Origin of the sequence: Tistrella mobilis (genome assembly GCF_039634785.1) — a bacterium.
Taxonomy (GTDB): Bacteria; Pseudomonadota; Alphaproteobacteria; order Tistrellales; family Tistrellaceae; genus Tistrella; species Tistrella mobilis.
Genome location: NZ_JBBIAB010000008.1, coordinates 33350 through 52696 on the forward strand (window position 1 = coordinate 33350; position 19347 = coordinate 52696).

A 19347-nucleotide genomic window follows, 5' to 3' on the forward strand; every position below is an offset into this window, starting at 1 on the left:
TGGTTGCGGGAGAAGTGGCCGGAGATCAGAGCCAGCGCTTGCGGCGCTTGAACGACTTGATCGACTTGAACGACTTGCGCTCACCGCCACCGGTGCCGAGGTAAAATTCCTTCACGTCCTCGTTGCCCATCAGGTCATCACGGCTGCCGTCGAGCACGATCTTGCCGTTTTCCATGATGTAGCCGTAAGAAGCGTGCTTCAGGGCCTGACGGGCATTCTGCTCGACCAGCAGAATGGTCATGCCCTGTTCTTCGTTGATCTGCTTGATGATCGAGAAGACCTCTTTCACCAGCAGCGGTGACAGGCCCATCGACGGCTCGTCCATCAGGATCAGTTTGGGGCGCGCCATCATGGCGCGACCGATCGCCAGCATCTGCTGCTCACCGCCCGAGAGATAGCCTGACAGCCCGGTGCGTTCCTTGAGGCGCGGGAAGTAGTGATAGACCATCTCGATATCGGCCTTCACCCCGCTGTCACGACGGGTATAGGCACCCAGGCGCAGGTTCTCGGCGACGGTCATATCCTCGACCACGCGCCGGCCTTCCATCACCTGGAACAGGCCGCGCTTCACGATTTCCTGGGGTTCGAGCCCGCTGATCTTCTCGCCCATGAACGTGACGTCGCCGCGGGTGATCTCGCCATCCTCGCTCTTGAGCAGGCCCGAGATGGCCTTGAGGGTGGTCGACTTGCCGGCGCCGTTGGCCCCCAGCAGGGTCACGATCTGACCCTGGGGCACGTTCAGGCTCACGCCATGCAGCACCAGGATCACGTCGTTGTAGACGACCTCGATGTTGTTGACGGTCAGGATCGGCTCGGCTTCCGCTGCTGGGCGGGCGCCGGTGCCGGGCCGGGGGCCGGATGTGGCGGTCTGGGTCATCGACATGCGAGGTCTCGTGCAGGAAAGAGTGGTCGGGTCGGGAAGAGGGGAGGCCCCGTCCGCCGCCGTGACGCGGCAGACGGGGCCCGTCGGATCACCAGCCCAGCCACTCGGGGCGGCGGTCGATCCGGGTTTCGGCCAGGCGGTTCATGGCGAACTTCCCGTCCTTCACCTCACCCTGATAGACATACATGTCGATCGTCCCGCGATGGTCCTCGGGCGTCCAGGTGGAGGGGAAGCACACGCCTTCCAGGCCGGCCGGCACCCAGTCGGTCTTCTGGTACATGCCCTGCTTGATGTTCGGCCCGGTGACGCCGCCATTCTTGTCGGCCCACTCCATGGCTTCCTTCATGTAGAAGGCCGTGCAGACGCCGCGGACATAGTGGACCGGGCGATAGCCGTCGCCACCGGCGATCTCGTGCACCAGCTTCATGCCCGGGGCATCGTCCTGCCAGGTGGCGGAACCGACCACCCAGACCACGCCGTCGGCGGCGGAACCGGCGGCCTCGGCGGCGCTCTCGTCGAAGCCCCAGATGTTGGCCATGAACTGCGCTTCGACGCCGACGGTCTCGCAGCTCTTCAGCAGCGAAATGTTGGAACCGGCCGTGTTGCCCAGGTAGGCGTAGTTGGCACCGGATTCCTTCAGCGTCAGGCACTGCGCCTTGAAGTCGGCGGGGGCGAGCGAGTACTGGATCGCCGGCAGGACGTCGAAGCCCAGCTCCTTGGCGTATTCCTCACCGGCCTTGCGGGCGGCATTCGGGTAGGGGTGGTTGTCGCCCATATGGACGTATTTGGGCTTACCTTCCTTGCCCTGCTTCTTCCAGTCCTCGGCGGCCCACTGCAGCATGCCGCGCAGCGCATCCGAATAAGACACGTTGTAGAAGAAGTTGTAGGGAGCCGGCGCCTTGACCACGCCCGACTTGCCGGTCGGATCGGTCAGATGGGCGGAATAGGAGCCCGAGTAGTAAGGCATCTCGTCCTTGGCCAGGAAGCCGACCAGGGCTTCGGTGTCGGCGGTGCCCCAGCCTGCGATCGCCACGGCGCCGAACTCCGACACCCAGCGCTTATAGGCGGCAATGGCGCGCGGTGCCTGATAGGAATAGTCGACGGTATCGGCGTTGATCTGCTTGCCGTTGATGCCGCCATGGGCATTGATCCAGTTGAAGGCGTCGATCTTGCCTTCCGAGAACGGCTTGCTGACCGTCGAGGTCGCACCGGTGTAGTCGACCAGGTTGCCGATCTTGATGTCGTCGGCCGCGATCGCCGCTGAGGCGGTGCCGGCGACCAGGATGGCGGCGAACGCGCCGGTCAGAGTCTTCCTGGACATGTGTCTCTCCCTGAAGAAGCGGAATGCTTCGTTCTTGTCTTCGATCGCAACCGTTGTCGGCTGCGGATGGGGCGGGCGGGGTGCATACGCGCGAAGCGCGAGATCCGGGCCCGCCGGGGCCGGGTTCCGTCGCGGCGGGGGCCGCGACGGCAACGGATCAGTACGAGAACGGATAGAGTTTCCAGTAGGCCTTGATCTGCCGCCACCGATGGGCGAGCCCGTCGGGTTCGAAGATCAGGAACAGGACGATGACCAGGCCGATCGCAGCCTCTTTGAGGAAGGCGACATTGGTCATGAACGAGGCGCCGATCAGTCCGGCCCCGTTCATGGCCGAGACGACGCCTTCCAGAACCTCGGGCAGCAGCACCATGAAAGCCGTCCCCATCAGCGTGCCCATCACCGAGCCGAGGCCGCCGATGATGATCATGCCCAGGAACTGGATCGACAGCAGGATGGTGAAGCTTTCGACCGAGACGAAGCCCAGATAGTGGCCATAGAGCGCGCCTGCGATGCCGGCGTAGAACGAACTGACACCGAAGGACATCAGCCGGTATTTGGTGAGGTTGACGCCCATCACCTCGGCCGAGAGATAGTGATCGCGCACCGCCACGAAGGCCCGGCCGTCGCGGGAGCGCAGCATGTTGGTGGCCAGCAGGAAGCAGATCACCATGAAGACGAGCGCCACGTAGTAGAAGTTGTGCTCGCCATAGGCTTCCCAGCCGAACAGCGAGAACGACTGGGCGAGTGCGCCCGCCGAACCGCCGGTGAAGAAGTCCGCCCGCGAGAAGAAGTCCTGCAGGATGAACTGCGACGCCAGCGTCGCGATCGCGAGATAAAGACCTTTGATCCGCGCTGCAGGGATGCCGACGATCAGGCCGACCGCCGTGGTCATGAGCCCGGCGAGCGGGATGGCGAGCACCACCGGCACGTCGTAGGTGTTGTTGAGGAAGGCGGACGAGAAGGCACCGAAGCCGAAGAAGGCGGCATGGCCCAGCGAGATCTGGCCGGTGAAGCCGACCAGGATGTTGAGGCCGAGGGCGGCGATGCCGTAGATCGCGATCGTGATCGCCAGATTCATGTGGTACTGGCTGGCGATCAGCGGGAAGAGGGCCGCAAGGATGAGGCCGAGGATGGCGAAATTCCGCGACCATTTCGTCGGGAAGATCGTGGTGTCCTTGGCGTAAGAGGTCCGGTAGTCGCCGCAGGGGCGGAGGGACATGCTGCTCATGGTTCCGGCCTCACACGCGCTCGATGTTCTTGGTGCCGAAGAGCCCGTAGGGCTTGATCATCAGGATGATGATCAGGACGTAGAAGGGGGCGACGGCATAGAGGTTGCCGATGTGCAGGAACTGCCCGTCGACATATTCCGCCATGTTCTCGAGCACGCCGATGATCAGGCCGCCGACCACCGCGCCGATGATGGAGTCCAGCCCGCCCAGGATCACCGCCGGGAACACCTTGAAGCCGAAGAGCGACAGGCCGGCCGAAACGCCGTTGACGATGCCCACCACCACGCCGGCCAGCGCCGAGACCACCGCCGAGATCGCCCAGGAGATGGCGAACATCTGCTTCACCGAGACGCCCAGCGACTGGGCGACCTGCTGGTTGAAGGCGGTCGCCCGCATGGCGAGACCGATCTTGGAGAATTTGAAGAACCAGGCGAAGAGACCCATGGCGATCAGCGAGATCACAAGGCTCATCACATAGGCGGTCTGGACCTGGAGGCCCAGGATGGTGACCGAGCTGGTCTCGAAGATCGGCGGGAAGGGTTGCACGAACACGCCGAACATCCACTTCATCATCGCCTGGAAGAAGATCGAGAGCCCGATCGTCACCATGATCACCGAGATGATCGGTTCACCGATCAGCGGCCGCAGCACCACCACCTGAAGCAGGATGCCGAACACCACCATGAAGGCGAGGGTGAAGAGGAAGGACCAGAAGAAGGGCAGCTGCAGATCGGTCATGATCCACCAGCACACCCAGGCGCCGATCAGCAGGAATTCGCCCTGCGCGAAATTGACGATCTGGGAGGCCTTGTAGATCAGCACGAAACTCATCGCGACGACGCCGTAAAGCGTGCCGACGATCAGTCCATTGACCAGAAGTTGTACGAACAGTGAAGACGTCATGGCGCGGAAAGCTCCTCGCTTGCGCAGGGCCGGCGATGCGGCCCCTCCGGGCGGAAACCTGGGGCCCAAGCGGGCCCGAAACCTGGCGGGGCGCGGCGGTCAGCTCGCCTTGCGCAGCGGTACCACCGGCGCCCCCAGGTCGACGATGCGCAGGACCGTCTGAATCCGCGCCTGCTTGCCGTCCTGGAAGGTGATGGTGGTATCGATGTCGATGTCGTCGCGGCCGTCGTAGATCGCGTCGATGATCCGGCCGTAGCGCTCGTTGATGACGTTGCGCCGCACCTTGCGGGTGCGGGTCAGCTCGCCGTCATCGGCGTCCAGCTCTTTGTAGAGCAGCAGGAAGCGCCGGATGCGCTGGGCCTCGGGCAGGGTCTCGTTCACCCGCTCCACTTCCTGACGCAGCAGATCATAGACATCCGCCCGCGCCGAAAGGTCGGTATAGGTGGTGAACGCGATGCCCCGCTGCTCGGCCCATTTGGAGACCACCGAATAGCGGATGCACAGGATGGCCGAGATGAACGGCTTCTGGTTGCCCAGCACCACGCATTCGCCGATGAAGCTCGAGAATTTGAGCTTGTTCTCGATGAACTGGGGCGAGAAGCGCACCCGGTTCGCGGTTTCGGCGATGTCCTTGATGCGGTCGATGACGACCAGATGGCCCTTTTTGTCGAAGTAGCCGGCGTCGCCGGAATACATCCAGCCGTCGCGCAGATCCTCGACCGTCGCCTTCTCGTTCTTGTAGTAGCCGGCCATCAGCCCGTCATGGCGGGCGACGATCTCGCCCACCCCGTTCTCGTCGGGCGCGACGATCCTGATCTCGACGCCGGGGAAGGGCTTGCCGACCGTGTTCATGTCGACGTCGTCGGCCAGATGTACGGTATAGGCGCCGGCGGTTTCCGTCTGTCCGTAGATCTGGCGCAGCGGCACCCCCAGGGCCTGGAAGAACTTGAAGGTGTCGGGACCGAGCGCCGCACCGCCGGTCGCCGCCGATTTCAGATTGGAGAAGCCCAGCCGGTCGCGCAGCGCCCGCAGCAGCACGAAATCAGCGAGTTTCGATCGCCGTCCCTGCTCCAGCGCCTTCAGCGCCCGCTTCATGCCGAAATCATAGAGCGCATTCTTGAGAGGCGTGCTCTCCATCATCCGGGCGCGGACATCGGCCGCGATCTGTTCCCAGACGCGCGGCGCCAGCAGCACGAAGCTTGGTCCGATCTCGCGCAGATCGGCCATCATCGTCTCGGGCTCTTCGACGAAGTTCACCCGGATGCGGCAGATCAGCGGCTGTGCCACGGCGTAGATCTGCTCCATGATCCAGGGCATGGGCAGCACCGAGACGTAGTCGTCGGTCGGACCTTTGGGGTCGACCATCAGATAGCGCGCGCAATGCTCGAGAAAGCGCCCGCCCTGCAGCATGGCCATCTTGGGGTTCGAGGTCGTGCCCGATGTGGTGCAGAGGATGGCGACGTCGTCGCCCTTGCCGGCAGCGAGTTCCCGTGCATAGCGGTCGGGCTCCCGGCCGTGGAGCGCCCGGCCGAGTTCATAGACCTCTGCCAGATCCTTGAGCCGCGGATCGTCGTATTTGCGCATGCCGCGCGGATCGGCATAGACGATGGTCCGCACCGTCGGGATGTCGTCGCCGAGTTCCAGCAGCTTGTCGACCTGCTCTTCGTCTTCGCACAGCACCACATGGGCGCCGGCATAGTTGAGCAGATAGGCGACTTCGCTCGACATGGCGTCCTGGTAGATGGCGAGGCTCATGCCGCCCAGGGCATGGATCGCAATCTCGCCATAGAGGGCTTCAGGCCGGTTCTTGGACAGGATCGCCACCACCTCGCCCCGGGCGACGCCGAGCGAAATCAGGCCGAGCGCCATCTCTCGCACCCGGTCGTTGTAGTCGGACCAGGTGAACTCGTTCCAGATGCCGAATTCCTTCTCCCGCAGGGCCACCTCGGACCCGTGGGTGGCGGCGTTGTGCGCGAGCAGCTTCGGCAGGGTGTCGTGGACCGTGAAATCGGGGAATTGCTGGGACATCACGCCACCGCCTCTTCGTCGTCGTCCTCGCCGAGATAGGCCTTCTTGACGTGCTCGTCGTTGAGCACGTCTTCGGCCGTGCCTTCGGCAAGCTTGCGCCCGAAATCGAGCACCATGATCCGATGCGAAATGTCGGCGACCACCCCCATGTCGTGTTCGATCATGATGATGGTCATGCCCCATTCCTCGGAGAGGTCGATGATGAACCGGGCCATGTCCTCTTTTTCTTCGAGGTTCATGCCGGCCATCGGCTCGTCGAGCAGCAGCAGCTTGGGTCTGAGGGCGATCGCCCGCGCCAGCTCCACCCGCTTGCGCAGGCCGTAGGAGAGCTGCCCCGCCGTCGCACGGCGGACATGGGCGATCTCGAGGAAATCGATGATGTCTTCCACCGCACGGCGGTGTTCCAGCTCTTCGCGGCGGGCGCCGCCCAGCCAGTAGAGCGAGCCGGTGAAGACGTTGTTCTTCAGCAGGTGATGCCGGCCGACCATGATGTTGTCGAGCACGGACATATGGCCGAAGAGCGCGAGATTCTGGAAGGTCCGGCCGATGCCGAGGGCGGCGCGGTGGTTGGGCGAGAGCCCGGTCACGTCGCGGCCTTCGAACAGGATGCGGCCCTCGGTGGGCGTGTAGCGGCCCGACACGCAGTTCAGCATCGAGGTCTTGCCGGCACCGTTCGGCCCGATGATCGAGAACAGCTCGCCGGGCCGGACGTGGAAGCTGACCTCGGTCAGGGCGCGCACGCCGCCGAATCGCAACGATACGTCCTTGACCTCCAGGAGCGGGGTCTGTTCGCCCATGGGCCTCGGGTCTCCCTGTATGGGGCGCGACGGGCAACGGCTCCCGGTGTCCATCCGTCGTTCCGCCCGGTCCTCCCCGGCATCCCCAGATGCCAGACCGGTCACGGAAGCTGCGGCGGCTGCGCCTCGTTCTTTGTTTTGTCATGCCGTTTTGTCATGACATTACATCACCACGCTGCCCCGGGGGTCAAATCCCAAGTGGCGTGCCGAGTGTCTGTTTGCCAAAGTTACGAAGGCAAACCCAGCAATATTTCAATAACGCCGTTATCATACTGGAGGATGACGTCCCCAGGCCTTGGCGATACGGTGTGCAAGGGTGGATGATCACACACGCAAACTGTCGATGATCACGCCGATGATCACGCGCGCGGCCATCGGTTCGCATGGCCGGATCCGGTCTGATCGGCAGGGGCGCCGCTCGACGAGAGGTGCGGCCGAAGAGCCGGTGACGGCTCGCCCCATCGTTCCGGCACGCGCGATGCACGGTGACGGCACTGCGCTGCGGTGCTGCCCGAACCAGCCCTGCGCCCGCCCCCGGGCCCACCCCAGACCATCGTGCAAGGCGGCGGTTTTCGTGGACTTTCCGGGCGATCCCTGATATCACGGCGCGCGAACGCGGCATCGACGCCGCGACGTCCGTTTGCGGTGCACCAGCCCGAAAGCTTCGGCCTTCGGACGGGGCCGCAACAGGATGGCCGCGGCGGACGCCCGTCTGTCCGCCGTCCGACCCGACCCCTCACCGATGCCGGTACCGGTCTTATCGACCGCCGCCTGCCCCGGCCCGAGGTGACGCGGCCGCCGGCGAGGCGGGCCCGTCACCCGTCGCCCGAACGCGATGCCCGTCAGTCGATAAGACAAGGCGACAAGGTCCATCGTGAGGAGAGGTCGTCGTGACAGCGAACCGCCTTGACAGCTTCAGCACCCGTTCGACCCTGACGGTCGACGGGAAGGCGTATGACTATTTCAGCCTGCCCAAGGCGGAGGCCGCCGGCCTCGAGGGTGTCTCGCAGCTCCCCTTCTCGCTCAAGGTGCTGCTTGAGAACCTGCTCCGCTACGAGGACGGCCGCAGCGTCACCGACGCCGACGTCAAGGCCCTCGTCGCCTGGGTGAAGGACCGCAAGAGCGATCACGAGATCGCCTACCGTCCGGCCCGCGTTCTGATGCAGGACTTCACCGGCGTGCCGGCGGTCGTGGACCTCGCCACCATGCGCGCGGCGATGAAGCAGCTCGGCGGCGACGTCAACCGCATCAACCCGCTCTCGCCGGTCGACCTCGTGATTGACCACTCGGTGCAGGTCGACCGCTTCGGCACCCCGACCGCGTTCGAAGAGAACGTCGACCTCGAGATGGAGCGCAATGCCGAGCGGTATTCGTTCCTGCGTTGGGGCCAGGGCGCGTTCAACAACTTCCGCGTCGTGCCCCCGGGAACCGGCATCTGCCACCAGGTGAACCTGGAATATCTGGCGAAGACCGTGTGGACCGCCGAGGAAGACGGCCGCACCGTCGCCTATCCCGACACGCTGGTCGGCACCGACAGCCACACCACCATGGTCAACGGCCTGGCGGTTCTGGGCTGGGGCGTGGGCGGTATCGAGGCCGAGGCCGCGATGCTGGGCCAGCCCGTCAGCATGGTCATCCCCGAGGTGATCGGCTTCAAGCTGACCGGCAAGCTCAAGGAAGGCACCACCGCCACCGACCTCGTGCTGACCGTCACCCAGATGCTCCGCAAGAAGGGCGTGGTCGGCAAGTTCGTCGAGTTCTACGGCGAAGGCCTCGACAACATGGTCCTCACCGACCGTGCGACCATCGCCAACATGGCGCCGGAATATGGTGCCACCTGCGGCTTCTTCCCGATCGACGGCGAGACGCTGAACTATCTGCGTCTGTCGGGCCGTGACGACGAGACCGTGGCGCTGGTCGAGGCCTATGCCAAGGCCCAGGGCATGTGGCGCGAGGCCGGTTCGCCGGATCCGGTGTTCACCGACACCCTCGAACTCGACATGTCGACGGTCGAGCCCTCGCTCGCCGGTCCGAAGCGCCCGCAGGACCGCGTGCCGCTCTCGACCGTGCCGGCCTCGTTCCGCGAGAGCCTGCCGACCCTGACCAAGAACAAGGGCACCGCCGCCGACGCCGTCGCCGAGGTTGCCGGCGCCGATTACAAGCTGACGCACGGCCATGTCGCCATCGCCGCGATCACCAGCTGCACCAACACGTCGAACCCCGACGTCATGCTCGGTGCCGGCCTGGTCGCCAAGAAGGCGGTCGAGCGCGGCCTGACGGTGAAGCCCTGGGTCAAGACCTCGCTCGCTCCGGGATCCAAGGTCGTGACCGAATATCTGCGCGCCGCCGGCGTGCAGGATGCGCTCGACGCGCTCGGCTTCAACCTGGTCGGCTATGGCTGCACCACCTGCATCGGCAATTCCGGCCCGCTGGCCGAGCCGATCTCGGCGGCGGTCAATGCAAGCGATCTGGTCGTGACCTCGGTGCTGTCGGGCAACCGCAACTTCGAAGGCCGCGTGAACCCCGACGTGCGCGCAAACTACCTCGCCAGCCCGATGCTGGTGGTGGTCTACGCGATCGCCGGCTCGGTTCTGGTCGACCTCGACAAGGAGCCGCTCGGCCACGACAAGGACGGCACCCCGGTCTTCCTGCGCGACATCTGGCCGACCTCGGCCGAGATCCGCGAGACCGTCCGCTCGGTCATCACCTCGCAGATGTTCCGCGGCGAATATGCCGACGTGTTCTCGGGCGACGCCGCCTGGCAGGCCATTCAGGCGCCGGAAGGTGAGACCTACGAATGGGACGACGCCTCGACCTACGTCAAGATGCCGCCTTATTTCGACGGCATGTCGCCGGTGGCGTCCGACGAGATCGCGCCGATCAACGGTGCCCGTGCTCTCGCCATCCTGGGCGACAGCGTGACCACCGACCACATCTCGCCGGCCGGTAACATCGCGAAGAACAGCCCCGCCGCCCGCTATCTCACCGAGCATGGCGTGGCCCCCGCCGACTTCAACTCGTACGGTGCCCGTCGCGGCAACCACGAGGTGATGATGCGCGGCACCTTCGCGAATGTCCGCATCCGCAACGAGATGGTCCCGGGCGTCGAGGGCGGTTACACCCGCCACATCCCGACCGGCGAGCAGCTCAGCATCTATGATGCGGCCATGCGCTACATCGATGCCGGCACCCCGCTGGTCGTGGTCGCCGGCAAGGAGTACGGCACCGGTTCGTCGCGCGACTGGGCGGCGAAGGGCACCATGCTGCTGGGCGTGAAGGGCGTCATCGCCGAGAGCTTCGAGCGTATCCATCGGTCGAACCTCGTCGGCATGGGCATCCTGCCGCTGGTCTTCGGCGAGGGCTGGGACCGGGCGAAGCTCGGCCTCGACGGAACCGAGACCTTCGACATCGTCGGCCTCGGCAACGACCTGAAGCCGCGCCAGGCGCTGACCCTCAAGGTCACCCGCGCCAATGGCGAGGTGGTCGAGGCGCCGCTGGTCTGCCGCATCGATACCCTCGACGAGCTCGAGTACTACAAGAACGGCGGCATCCTGCACTATGTGCTGCGCCGCATCGCGAGCGGCCAGGCCTGATCGGCCTGTCTCACGCCGACATTCGCACGCCCCGGCGCCTCTGGCGCCGGGGCGTGTGTCGTTTCGGCGATAATTCCCGGCCCCGGCCGGCAGCGGGTGGCATGGCCGGGCGGCGCATGGTTTACTGATCCTCATGTCGTTTCACCGGATGCACGGGCCCTGCGGTCGCACCGGTGCCGCCCTTTTCCGCCAGACAGGACGGCCGGAGGTTCACGGCCGGATTTTCATCCGATGAGTACGGTTCTCGCCTCAGTCGCCGCGGTGCTGCTCAGCATCGCCATCGCCCAGCTGGGCAACGGCATGCTCTCCTCGCTGGTGGGTCTCAGGCTCGCCGTCGAAGGGGTCAGCACGATCGCCATCGGTCTGGTCGGTGCGGCCCATTTCGTGGGCTGGATCATCGGTGCCGCCACGGCCCAGCGGGTGATCGTGCGGGTCGGGCACATCCGGGCCTTTTCGGCCTTTGCGGCGATCGGCTCGGTCGCGATCCTGTCGCTCGGCTTCTTTCTGGATCTGGTCGGCTGGGCATTGCTGCGTGTCGTCACCGGCTATTGCATGGCGGCGCTGTTCATGACCGCGGAAAGCTGGCTCAACTCGGCCAGCACCAACCAGACTCGCGGCAAGGTGCTCTCGGCCTATATCATCTCGCTCAACCTGGCGCTCGCCGGCGGTCAGTTCCTGCTGACGCTGGAAGACGTGCGGATGCCGCTGCTCTACGCGCTTGCCGCCATGGCCCTGTCGCTGGCCCTGGTGCCGCTGGCGCTGACCCGCAGCCTGACACCCGAGATCCATGCCGCACCCCGGCTCGGCCTTCTGTCCCTCTGGCGGGTTTCGCCGCTGGGTCTCGCCGCCGTGGTCTCCAGCGGGCTGATCATCGGCAGTATCCAGGGCGGTATGGGTGCGGTGTTCGCGCGCGGCATCGGCCTGGACACGGCCGGGGTGTCGGCTTTCGTCGCCACGGTTTTCCTGGGCGGTCTGTTCCTGCAATGGCCGGTGGGCTGGCTGTCGGACCGGATCGATCGCCGCCGCGTGCTGGCGGGGGCTGCGATCATGGTGACGATCGGCAGCCTGGTGGTGATGGCCGGGGCCGGCAGCATGGCCCAGGCAGAGACGCCGGCCGACGGCATACTCGCGGGCTCGGGGCTTCTTGCCGGCATCATCCCGGAAACGGCCGCCATCTGGCTGCTGTTCATCGGCGCCGTGATCGTGGGCGGTGCCGGTTATGCGCTCTACCCGGTCGCCACCGCCCATGTGAACGATCTGGTCGAACCGGGGCGGATGATCGCCGCCGCCGGCGGGCTGGTGCTGGGCGGCGGGCTCGGCTCGGCGATCGGCCCGATCATGGCCTCGGGCATCATGAGCCTGGTCGGTCCCTCGGGCCTGTTCGCCTGGGCGGTGCTGGCCGGGGCGGTTCTGGCGGCCTTTGCCATCTATCGTGCCCGGATCCGGCCGCAGGTGCCGGCCAGCGCCAAGACCCCGGCCGTGGTCTCGCCCCGTACCACGCCGGTGGTGACGGTGATGGCGACCGATATCTCGGGCGCCGAGCCGCCGCTGGAAAGCGACGAGGCGATGATGGCCGCAGCCACGGAAGCACCTGCCGTCGACCCGGTGGTGGTTCCTGAAGCGGTGATCCTGCGGAACGGCGACGTTCCGGCGGAACCGGTCGAGCCTGCCCGCAAGCCGGCCGGGGGTCACGAAAACGGGGCCGCCGACGGATCGGCGACCCCGGATCAGGGCGGCACGGATGCCCCCGCGCCGAAGGATGATCAGGCGCGATAGGCGCGGGTCATCAGCTGGGCCAGCCGGCGGGCAAAGGCGGCGGGATCCGCCGGCGCCTCGCCTTCGGCCAGCCGTGCCTGATCGAGCAGCAGCTCGGCCGGCTCGGCCAGCGCGGCGGCGCGGGCCGCCGCATCCTCACCCGCCTCGGCAGCCAGGCCCTTCAGGGCCTTCAGCAGGGCATGGTCGGGGTTGATCTCAAGGATCGGTGCCCGCACCGGGCCGCCGCGGCCCGACCGCGCCAGCAGCCGCTCCAGCGCCGGGTCCGGCCCGTCGCTGCCGGCGGCGAGGCAGGCCGGGCTGTCGACCAGCCGGGCCGAGGGCCGCACCGCCCGCACCCGGTCACCCAGCGCCCGCCCGATCAGATCGGCCAGGGCGGCACCGTCGATGCCGGCCTCACCTTCGGCGGCCTCGTCCTTCGTTTCAGGCGCGGCCTTGCCGTCTGCATCCACTTTGGGGAAGGCCGCGAGTTCGTCGTCGGCGACGCGGCCCACGGCGCGGATCGGCTTGCCGTCGAAATCGGGCGCGATCATGGTCCAGAAGCCGTCGATCGGGTCGCCGAGCAGCAGCACCTCCAGCCCGCGGGCTTTGAAGCCTTCAAGCTGCGGGCTGACCCGCGCCGCCTCGACGCTGTCGCCGACCATCACATAGATCGCCTTCTGCTCGGGCTTCATGCGGGCGACATAGTCGGCGAGGCTGGTCCAGCCGTCGACGGCGGTCGACCGGAAGCGGGCGAGGCCCAGAAGACGGTCGCGGTTCTCGAAATCCTCGTACAGGCCTTCCTTGACCACCGCCCCGAAGGCATCCCAGAAGCGTGCATAGCCCTCGGCATCGGACTTTGCCCGCCCTTCGAGTTCGCCCAGCACGCGCTTCACCAGACCCTGGCGGATCCTGGTCAGCAGCGGCGTGTTCTGCAGCATCTCGCGGCTGACGTTCAGCGGCAGATCGGCGCTGTCGACCACGCCGCGCAGGAAGCGCAGCCAGCCCGGCAGCAGGGCTTCGCAGTCATCGGTGATGAACATCCGCCGGACATGCAGCCGCAGGCGCGGCTTGCGCTCGGGCTCGTAGAGATCGGCCGGCCGTTCGGTCGGGATGAACAGCAGGTTGGTGTATTCGATCGTGCCTTCATTGCGGTTGTGGATCACCGCCCAGGGCTCGTCGAAGGCATGGGAAATGTCGCGATAGAAGGCGGTATAGGTCTCGGGCTCGATCTCGGCCTTGGGCCGGGTCCAGAGCGCCTGAGCGGCGTTGATGGTTTCGACGCCCTCGTCCTCCTTGCCGCCCTCGGCCTTGCGCGGATCCAGCCGGATCGGCAGGGCGAGATGGTCGGACCAGCGCTTGACCACGGCCTTCAGCCGCCAGGGGTCGAGGAATTCGGCGGCATCCTCCTTGAGGCGCAGGATCACGTCGGTGCCGACGGCGTCGCGGGCGATCGCCTCGATCCGGTAGCCGCCGCGGCCGTCCGAGGTCCAGCGCCAGCCCTGCGGCTCACCCAGCCTGCGGGTTTCCACCACCACCTCGTCGGCGACCATGAAGGCCGAATAGAAGCCGACGCCGAACTGGCCGATCAGGCTGCCGTCCTTTGCGGCATCGCCCGAGAGCTTCTTCGCGAATTCGGCCGTGCCTGAGCGGGCGATGGTGCCCAGATTGGCGATCAGCTCGTCGCGGTTCATGCCGACGCCGGTGTCGGAGACGGTGAGGGTGCGGGCGCCGGCATCCGGCGCCAGGGTCACCGCCGGGTCGCCGGCGCCCTCCGCCAGGGCCTCGTCGGTCTGCGCCAGGAACCGGCGCTTGTCGCAGGCATCGGCGGCATTGGCGATCAGCTCGCGCAGGAAGACTTCGCGCTCGCTGTAGAGGGCATGGGCGACGATGTCGAGGATGCGGCCGACATCGGCATCGAACACGCGGGTCTCTTCAGTATCGAGGGCTTCAGCCATGGGATCAGGTCCGTTCGGCAGGGCAATGATGGAAGGGCGAAGGTCGGCTGGCAGCGGCAGCCGGCCACACGCGGTCAGGCATGCGCGGGTGGCGCGAAAGCCTGCCCGATATATGTGCGGTTCGTCACGGATCAAGGGCGTGGCCGCACCCTCGGTGCCATGGGGCGGCCGTCGTCATCCGGCCGTCTTCATTCCGTCGCAGATCCGCACTTGAACCGGAGGCGCGGCCGTACGATTCTTCTCTCATGACGATTGCGCCCGAAGGGTCGGCACGGCTGCGTGCGGTGCTGGGCCCCACCAATACGGGGAAGACCCATCTTGCCGTGGAGCGGATGCTGGCGCATCGCACGGGCATGATGGGTTTCCCCCTGCGTCTTCTGGCCCGCGAGGTCTATGACCGGGTGGCCCGGGCCAAAGGGGCCGACAAGGTCGCGCTGATCACCGGCGAGGAAAAGATCGTGCCCCCCGAGGCGCGCTATTTCCTGTGCACGGTCGAAAGCATGCCGCTGGATCTGGGCGTCGAGTTCCTCTGCGTCGACGAGATCCAGCTCGCGGCCGACCCGGACCGCGGTCATATCTTCACCGACCGTCTGCTCCATGCCCGCGGCTTTGCCGAGACCATGTTCCTGGGCGCCGAGACCATCGCGCCGCTGATGCGCCGCCTGCTGCCGGGCATCGAGATCGACAGCCGGCCGCGCATGTCGAAGCTGGTCTATACCGGCGCCAAGAGCCTGACCCGCCTGCCGCCGCGCACCGCGATCGTCGCCTTCTCGGCCGCCGACGTCTATGCCATCGCCGAGATCATGCGCCGCCAGCGCGGTGGTGCGGCGGTGGTGATGGGCGCGCTCAGCCCCCGCACCCGCAATGCCCAGGTCGAGATGTATCAGGAGGGCGAGGTCGACTTCCTGGTGGCGACCGACGCGATCGGCATGGGGCTCAATCTGGATGTCGACCATGTCTGTTTCGCTGCCACCCGCAAATTCGACGGCCGCGATCTCCGGCCGCTGACGGCGCAGGAACTGGCCCAGATCGCCGGGCGGGCCGGCCGCCATCTGCGCAATGGCAGCTTCGGCACCACGGCCGAGATCGGCGGCCTGTCGCCCGATCTGGTCGAGGCGATCGAGGATCACGATTTCCAGCCGCTGCGCCGGCTGTTCTGGCGGTCGCGCGAGCTTGATTTCCGCAGCGTCGAGGCGCTGCTGCGCAGCCTGGACGTGCAGCCCCATCTGGATGCGCTCGCCCCCGCCCCGCCGGCGGAAGACCATCTGGCGCTCGCCCATATGGCGCGGCAGCCCGAGCTGATGGCCCGTGCCCGCGGCTACGAGGCGGTGAAGCTGCTCTGGGAAGTCTGCCGGGTGCCCGATTTCCATGCGGCGGTGGGCGCGGCCCATGTCGGCCTGCTGCGCCGGCTGTTCCTGCACCTGACCCAGCCTGAGCGCGAGGGGCGGCTGCCGGGGGCCTGGGTCGGCGAGAATCTGGCCCGGCTCGACCGGGTGGACGGTGATCTGGACCGGCTGACCGAGCGGCTGGCCCGGATCCGCACCTGGAGCTATGTCGCCAACCGCCCCGGCTGGCTGGCGGATCCGGGGGAGTTCCAGCTTCAGGCCCGGCGGATCGAGGACCGGTTGTCGGACGCCCTGCACGACCGGCTGACCCAGCGCTTCGTCGATCGCGACATGGCCCGTGCGAGCCGTCAGGCCGAGGCCTGGCGGGCCGTGGAGCCGGTGGTCGCCCATGACGGCGCCGTCGAGCTGGACGGCCGCGAGGTCGGCAGGCTGGACGGTTTCGACTTCCGGCCGAGCGGAGAGGCGGCGGGTCTGCTCGAGATCCGCCCGGTCCGCGACCGGGTGCGCAAATCGATCCGGCGCTTCCTGGAGGCGCGTTTCGCCCGGCTGGCGGCCCGCGACGATCTGGGCCCGGTGGTGGCGCTGGTCGAAGAGCCGGGGGATGCCCCGGCCGTCACCGTGGAAGGCGCCGTGCTCGGCCGGCTGGGCGCCGAGCCCGACGGCCGGCCGAAGCTGGTTCTGCCGCATCGCGACCATCTTCCGTCCGAGGCCACGACCGATCTTGTCCGTCGGGTCGAGGCCGTGCTGGCGGCCAGGGCCGCCGAGGCCGACGAGCCGCTGCTGCGGCTGGAGGCGGCGGCGCTCAAAGGCGCTGCCCGGGGGATCGCCTTCCGGCTGGTCGAAGGCGGCGGGGTCGCGCCGGCAGAGGCGGCAGCCGATCTGGTTGCCGGTCTCGATGCGGACCAGCGCCAGCGCCTCGCCCGGTTCGGTGTCCGGCTGGGGCGGCGCTGGCTGTATCTGAAGCCGCTGTTCGAACCGGCGCGGATCCGGATGCGGCGTCCGTTCCTGGCGGCACGCTACGGAGGCTCTCTGCCCGAGGCCGCCGACGGGGTGCGAACCTCGCTCACCCTGCCCGATGCCGCCGGGGCCATCCGTGCCCTGGCCGCTGCGGGATATCTTGCGGCCGGCCCGCGCGCGGTGCGCGTCGACATGATCGAGCGGCTGGATGCCGGGATCAGGGCGGGGCTGCGCGAGGCGCGCGACGGTTTCACGGTCGAACCCGGCCTGCTGGCGCCGCTCGGTTGCCCCCAGGCCGAGGCACCGGCCCTGCTCGCCGCGCTCGGCCATCCGGTCCGGACCGCCGAGGACGGGCGGATGACGGTGCTGCCGGCGCGGAGCGATCGTACCCGCAAGCCGCATCGCGGCCGCAAGCCGGCCCGGCCCCCGGCCGCAGCGGCGCCGGCCGTCGACCCCGGCAACCCCTTCGCCAAGCTCGGCGCCCTGGTTCAGGACGCCGGATCCCCGGCCACCCCCGCGCGGGAGCGCGATGGGCGGCCATCGTCCCAAGGCTCCGCACGTATCCGCAGAGGTGCCAGCCGATGACCCAGAGGCCCGCCACGGACCAGATCGACCACCCCTATCGCAACCGCTCTTCCGACAAGGATGCCGTCGGCTTTGCCGCGATCCTGCCAACCGACGACCTCGCCCTGACCGCGGGCGTCGACGCCGGCCGCCAGCGCCTGGACAAATGGCTCTGGTGTGCGCGCTTCTACAAGTCGCGCACCCAGGCGGCGCGGCTGTGTGCCGACGGGCTCATCCGGCTCAACCGGATGCCGGTCACCAAGGCGGCCCAGATGGTGAAACCGGGGGACGTCCTCACATTCTCGTGGGGCAATCGGATCCGGGTGGTACAGGTGGCACGTCTGGCTGAGCGGCGGGGCCCGGCGGAAGAGGCGCGGGGGCTCTATACCGATCTGCGTCCGGTGGCCACGGCGGCGCCGATGCTTGCCGAAACGGCGGCGGCCCCGGCCTGAGACGGCCGGTCTGCGGCACGCAATCCGACGGTGATCAGACATGCGACCACATTCGCTGTTGTGGATCGGCCGGAAAAATGCTTCCACAAAGGACTTTTCCGGCGCTGCGGATTGAGTATGGTTGCGTCAGAAGGCAGGACCGCACTGCGATAACGCACGTGTTGGTTGTAAAATGATGCGCCGTCCGACGGTTGCCGCTCCGTGGGCCGTCCTACGCCGCCGAACGTGTTCCGAGGAGAGCAGCAATCATGGCCTACGTGGTCGTCGACAACTGCATCAAGTGCAAGTATCAGGACTGCGTCGAGGTGTGCCCCGTGGATTGTTTCTACGAGGGCGAGAACATGCTGGTGATCCATCCCGACGAGTGCATCGATTGCGGTGTCTGCGAGCCGGAATGCCCCGCCGAGGCAATCAAGCCCGACAGTGACGACGGTCTGGAACAGTGGGCCGAACTGAACCGCAAATATGCCGAGCTGTGGCCGAATATCAGCCACAAGGGGGATGCGCCGGCGGATGCCGACGAATGGAACGGCGTCCCCGACAAGCTTGCCAACCACTTCAGCGAGAAGCCCGGCCAGCAGGGCTGACGCCCGAAGTTCTTCTCCTGAGCGCGAACACCTTCGCCCGGTCGGTTCCGGCCATGCGGATCAGGCCCCGCGCACATGCGCTCGACGCATGTGCGCGGGGCTTTATCTCGTAAGCCCGTCATGTTATCTTCATTTTTGCACCAGGATGACGAGTCCGAGACCCCCGGTGGGTCTCCAGAGCCCGGTCGAGGATGGTTCCCTTCAGCGGAGCCGGCGGCCGGACCCCGATCGTCATCGGCAAAATGAGTCCCGCGGCCCGGAGCGCGAGCCCCCGGCCGTCTCGTCCTCCCGAAGCGGCATCGCCGCGTTGCAGCATGCCCGGGTGCTTACAAGGATGTGAGCGCCAGGGGTGGTTTTTCCGCCGACCCTGCCGGGCCGCCTTTGGATGGCTGCGGCGGGAGAGGCTTGCACGGCGGTCCCTGCGGGAGCGGTTCGTCAGAACGGAAGCGGAGCCATGGCGAAGAAGAGGTTCGGTACCGGCGACATGGTCGTCTATCCGGCGCACGGCGTCGGCAAGATCGAAGCGGTTGAGGCACAGGAGATCGCGGGCATGCCGCTCGAGCTCTATGTGATCCGCTTCGACGACGATCGGATGACGCTGAAGGTGCCGGTGATCAAGGCCGAGAAGGCCGGCATGCGGGCGCTCTCGACGATGGTCGAGATGACCACCGCCCTCGACACGCTGAAGGGCCGGGCACGCGTCCGCCGCGCGATGTGGAGCCGCCGCGCCCAGGAATACGAAGCCAAGATCAATTCGGGCGACCCGACCTCGATCGCGGAAGTGGTGCGCGACCTGCATCGCACCGGCGATCAGGCCGAGCAGTCCTACAGCGAGCGGCAGATGTATCAGCTGGCGCTCGACCGGCTGGCGCGGGAATACGCCGCCGTCGAGCAGCTGGACTTGAAGACCGCCGCGATCAAGCTCGAGACCCTGCTCGACGCCGCCGCCTGACCGGCAGATCACCGGCGATCCGGTT

13 protein-coding genes are annotated in these 19347 nt (G+C 67.0%); 6 read left to right on the plus strand and 7 right to left on the minus strand.

The genetic code is table 11. The annotated features are described in order from the left end of the window. Positions 1–25: 25 nt before the first annotated feature. The 6 genes from WI697_RS13170 to WI697_RS13195 form a co-directional block, all read right to left on the minus strand. Positions 26–877 carry an ABC transporter ATP-binding protein gene (locus WI697_RS13170; RefSeq protein WP_041606622.1) on the minus strand — a complete coding sequence of 284 codons (852 nt, stop codon included), beginning with the start codon at positions 875–877 and terminating at the stop codon, positions 26–28. A gap of 94 nt (positions 878–971) precedes the next feature. Next, on the minus strand, positions 972–2204 hold the full coding sequence (locus WI697_RS13175; protein WP_345958778.1) for an ABC transporter substrate-binding protein: 1233 nt from the start codon (positions 2202–2204) through the stop codon (positions 972–974). A 157-nt stretch (positions 2205–2361) separates the two neighbouring features. After that, positions 2362–3432, minus strand: a complete 1071-nt coding sequence (locus WI697_RS13180) for a branched-chain amino acid ABC transporter permease (protein WP_345958779.1) — start codon at positions 3430–3432, stop codon at positions 2362–2364. Between the two features lie 10 nt (positions 3433–3442). Next, a complete protein-coding gene (locus WI697_RS13185; RefSeq protein WP_014746579.1) occupies positions 3443–4336 on the minus strand; it encodes a branched-chain amino acid ABC transporter permease in 894 nt (297 codons plus the stop codon). A gap of 99 nt (positions 4337–4435) precedes the next feature. Further along, complete coding sequence (locus WI697_RS13190) at positions 4436–6364, minus strand: long-chain fatty acid--CoA ligase (RefSeq protein WP_345958780.1); 1929 nt, start codon at positions 6362–6364, stop codon at positions 4436–4438. Continuing rightward, positions 6364–7161 carry an ABC transporter ATP-binding protein gene (locus WI697_RS13195; RefSeq protein ID WP_345958781.1) on the minus strand — a complete coding sequence of 266 codons (798 nt, stop codon included), beginning with the start codon at positions 7159–7161 and terminating at the stop codon, positions 6364–6366. The genes WI697_RS13190 and WI697_RS13195 overlap by 1 nt, the downstream gene beginning before the upstream one ends. An 890-nt stretch (positions 7162–8051) precedes the next feature. On the opposite strand from WI697_RS13195, the gene acnA reads away from it, so the two are divergent. Continuing rightward, the gene (acnA, locus tag WI697_RS13200; protein ID WP_345958782.1) at positions 8052–10754 is read left to right on the plus strand and encodes an aconitate hydratase AcnA; all 2703 of its coding nucleotides are present in this window, start codon (positions 8052–8054) and stop codon (positions 10752–10754) included. Between the two features lie 231 nt (positions 10755–10985). Next, positions 10986–12530 carry an MFS transporter gene (locus tag WI697_RS13205; RefSeq protein ID WP_345958783.1) on the plus strand — a complete coding sequence of 515 codons (1545 nt, stop codon included), beginning with the start codon at positions 10986–10988 and terminating at the stop codon, positions 12528–12530. Here WI697_RS13205 and htpG read toward each other — a convergent pair. Next, positions 12518–14464 carry a molecular chaperone HtpG gene (gene htpG, locus WI697_RS13210; protein ID WP_345958784.1) on the minus strand — a complete coding sequence of 649 codons (1947 nt, stop codon included), beginning with the start codon at positions 14462–14464 and terminating at the stop codon, positions 12518–12520. The two genes, WI697_RS13205 and htpG, sit on opposite strands and share 13 nt — an antisense overlap. 245 nt (positions 14465–14709) lie before the next feature. Here htpG and WI697_RS13215 point away from each other — a divergent pair, with 245 nt between their 5' ends. The 4 genes from WI697_RS13215 to WI697_RS13230 all read left to right on the plus strand — a co-directional run bounded on the left by WI697_RS13215 (position 14710) and on the right by WI697_RS13230 (position 19322). Then, positions 14710–17352, plus strand: a complete 2643-nt coding sequence (locus tag WI697_RS13215; RefSeq protein ID WP_345958785.1) for a helicase-related protein — start codon at positions 14710–14712, stop codon at positions 17350–17352. Next, complete coding sequence (locus WI697_RS13220) at positions 17349–17783, plus strand: RNA-binding S4 domain-containing protein (RefSeq protein ID WP_345958786.1); 435 nt, start codon at positions 17349–17351, stop codon at positions 17781–17783. The genes WI697_RS13215 and WI697_RS13220 overlap by 4 nt, the downstream gene beginning before the upstream one ends. Before the next feature lie 248 nt (positions 17784–18031). Continuing rightward, positions 18032–18370 carry a ferredoxin FdxA gene (gene fdxA / locus WI697_RS13225; RefSeq protein WP_062763106.1) on the plus strand — a complete coding sequence of 113 codons (339 nt, stop codon included), beginning with the start codon at positions 18032–18034 and terminating at the stop codon, positions 18368–18370. A gap of 454 nt (positions 18371–18824) precedes the next feature. Continuing rightward, positions 18825–19322, plus strand: a complete 498-nt coding sequence (locus WI697_RS13230) for a CarD family transcriptional regulator (protein ID WP_014746569.1) — start codon at positions 18825–18827, stop codon at positions 19320–19322. Positions 19323–19347: the final 25 nt, after the last annotated feature.

Bases quoted from the DNA above. Each gene is read 5' to 3' on its own strand.
- WI697_RS13220 (WP_345958786.1), top strand. From the start codon at position 17,349: ATGACCCAGAGGCCCGCCACGGACCAGATCGACCACCCCTATCGCAAC.
- WI697_RS13170 (WP_041606622.1), bottom strand. From the start codon at position 877: ATGACCCAGACCGCCACATCCGGCCCCCGGCCCGGCACCGGCGCCCGC.
- WI697_RS13175 (WP_345958778.1), bottom strand. From the start codon at position 2,204: ATGTCCAGGAAGACTCTGACCGGCGCGTTCGCCGCCATCCTGGTCGCC.
- fdxA (WP_062763106.1), top strand. From the start codon at position 18,032: ATGGCCTACGTGGTCGTCGACAACTGCATCAAGTGCAAGTATCAGGAC.
- WI697_RS13205 (WP_345958783.1), top strand. From the start codon at position 10,986: ATGAGTACGGTTCTCGCCTCAGTCGCCGCGGTGCTGCTCAGCATCGCC.
- WI697_RS13230 (WP_014746569.1), top strand. From the start codon at position 18,825: ATGGCGAAGAAGAGGTTCGGTACCGGCGACATGGTCGTCTATCCGGCG.
- WI697_RS13180 (WP_345958779.1), bottom strand. From the start codon at position 3,432: ATGAGCAGCATGTCCCTCCGCCCCTGCGGCGACTACCGGACCTCTTAC.
- WI697_RS13185 (WP_014746579.1), bottom strand. From the start codon at position 4,336: ATGACGTCTTCACTGTTCGTACAACTTCTGGTCAATGGACTGATCGTC.
- WI697_RS13195 (WP_345958781.1), bottom strand. From the start codon at position 7,161: ATGGGCGAACAGACCCCGCTCCTGGAGGTCAAGGACGTATCGTTGCGA.
- WI697_RS13215 (WP_345958785.1), top strand. From the start codon at position 14,710: ATGACGATTGCGCCCGAAGGGTCGGCACGGCTGCGTGCGGTGCTGGGC.
- WI697_RS13190 (WP_345958780.1), bottom strand. From the start codon at position 6,364: ATGTCCCAGCAATTCCCCGATTTCACGGTCCACGACACCCTGCCGAAG.
- htpG (WP_345958784.1), bottom strand. From the start codon at position 14,464: ATGGCTGAAGCCCTCGATACTGAAGAGACCCGCGTGTTCGATGCCGAT.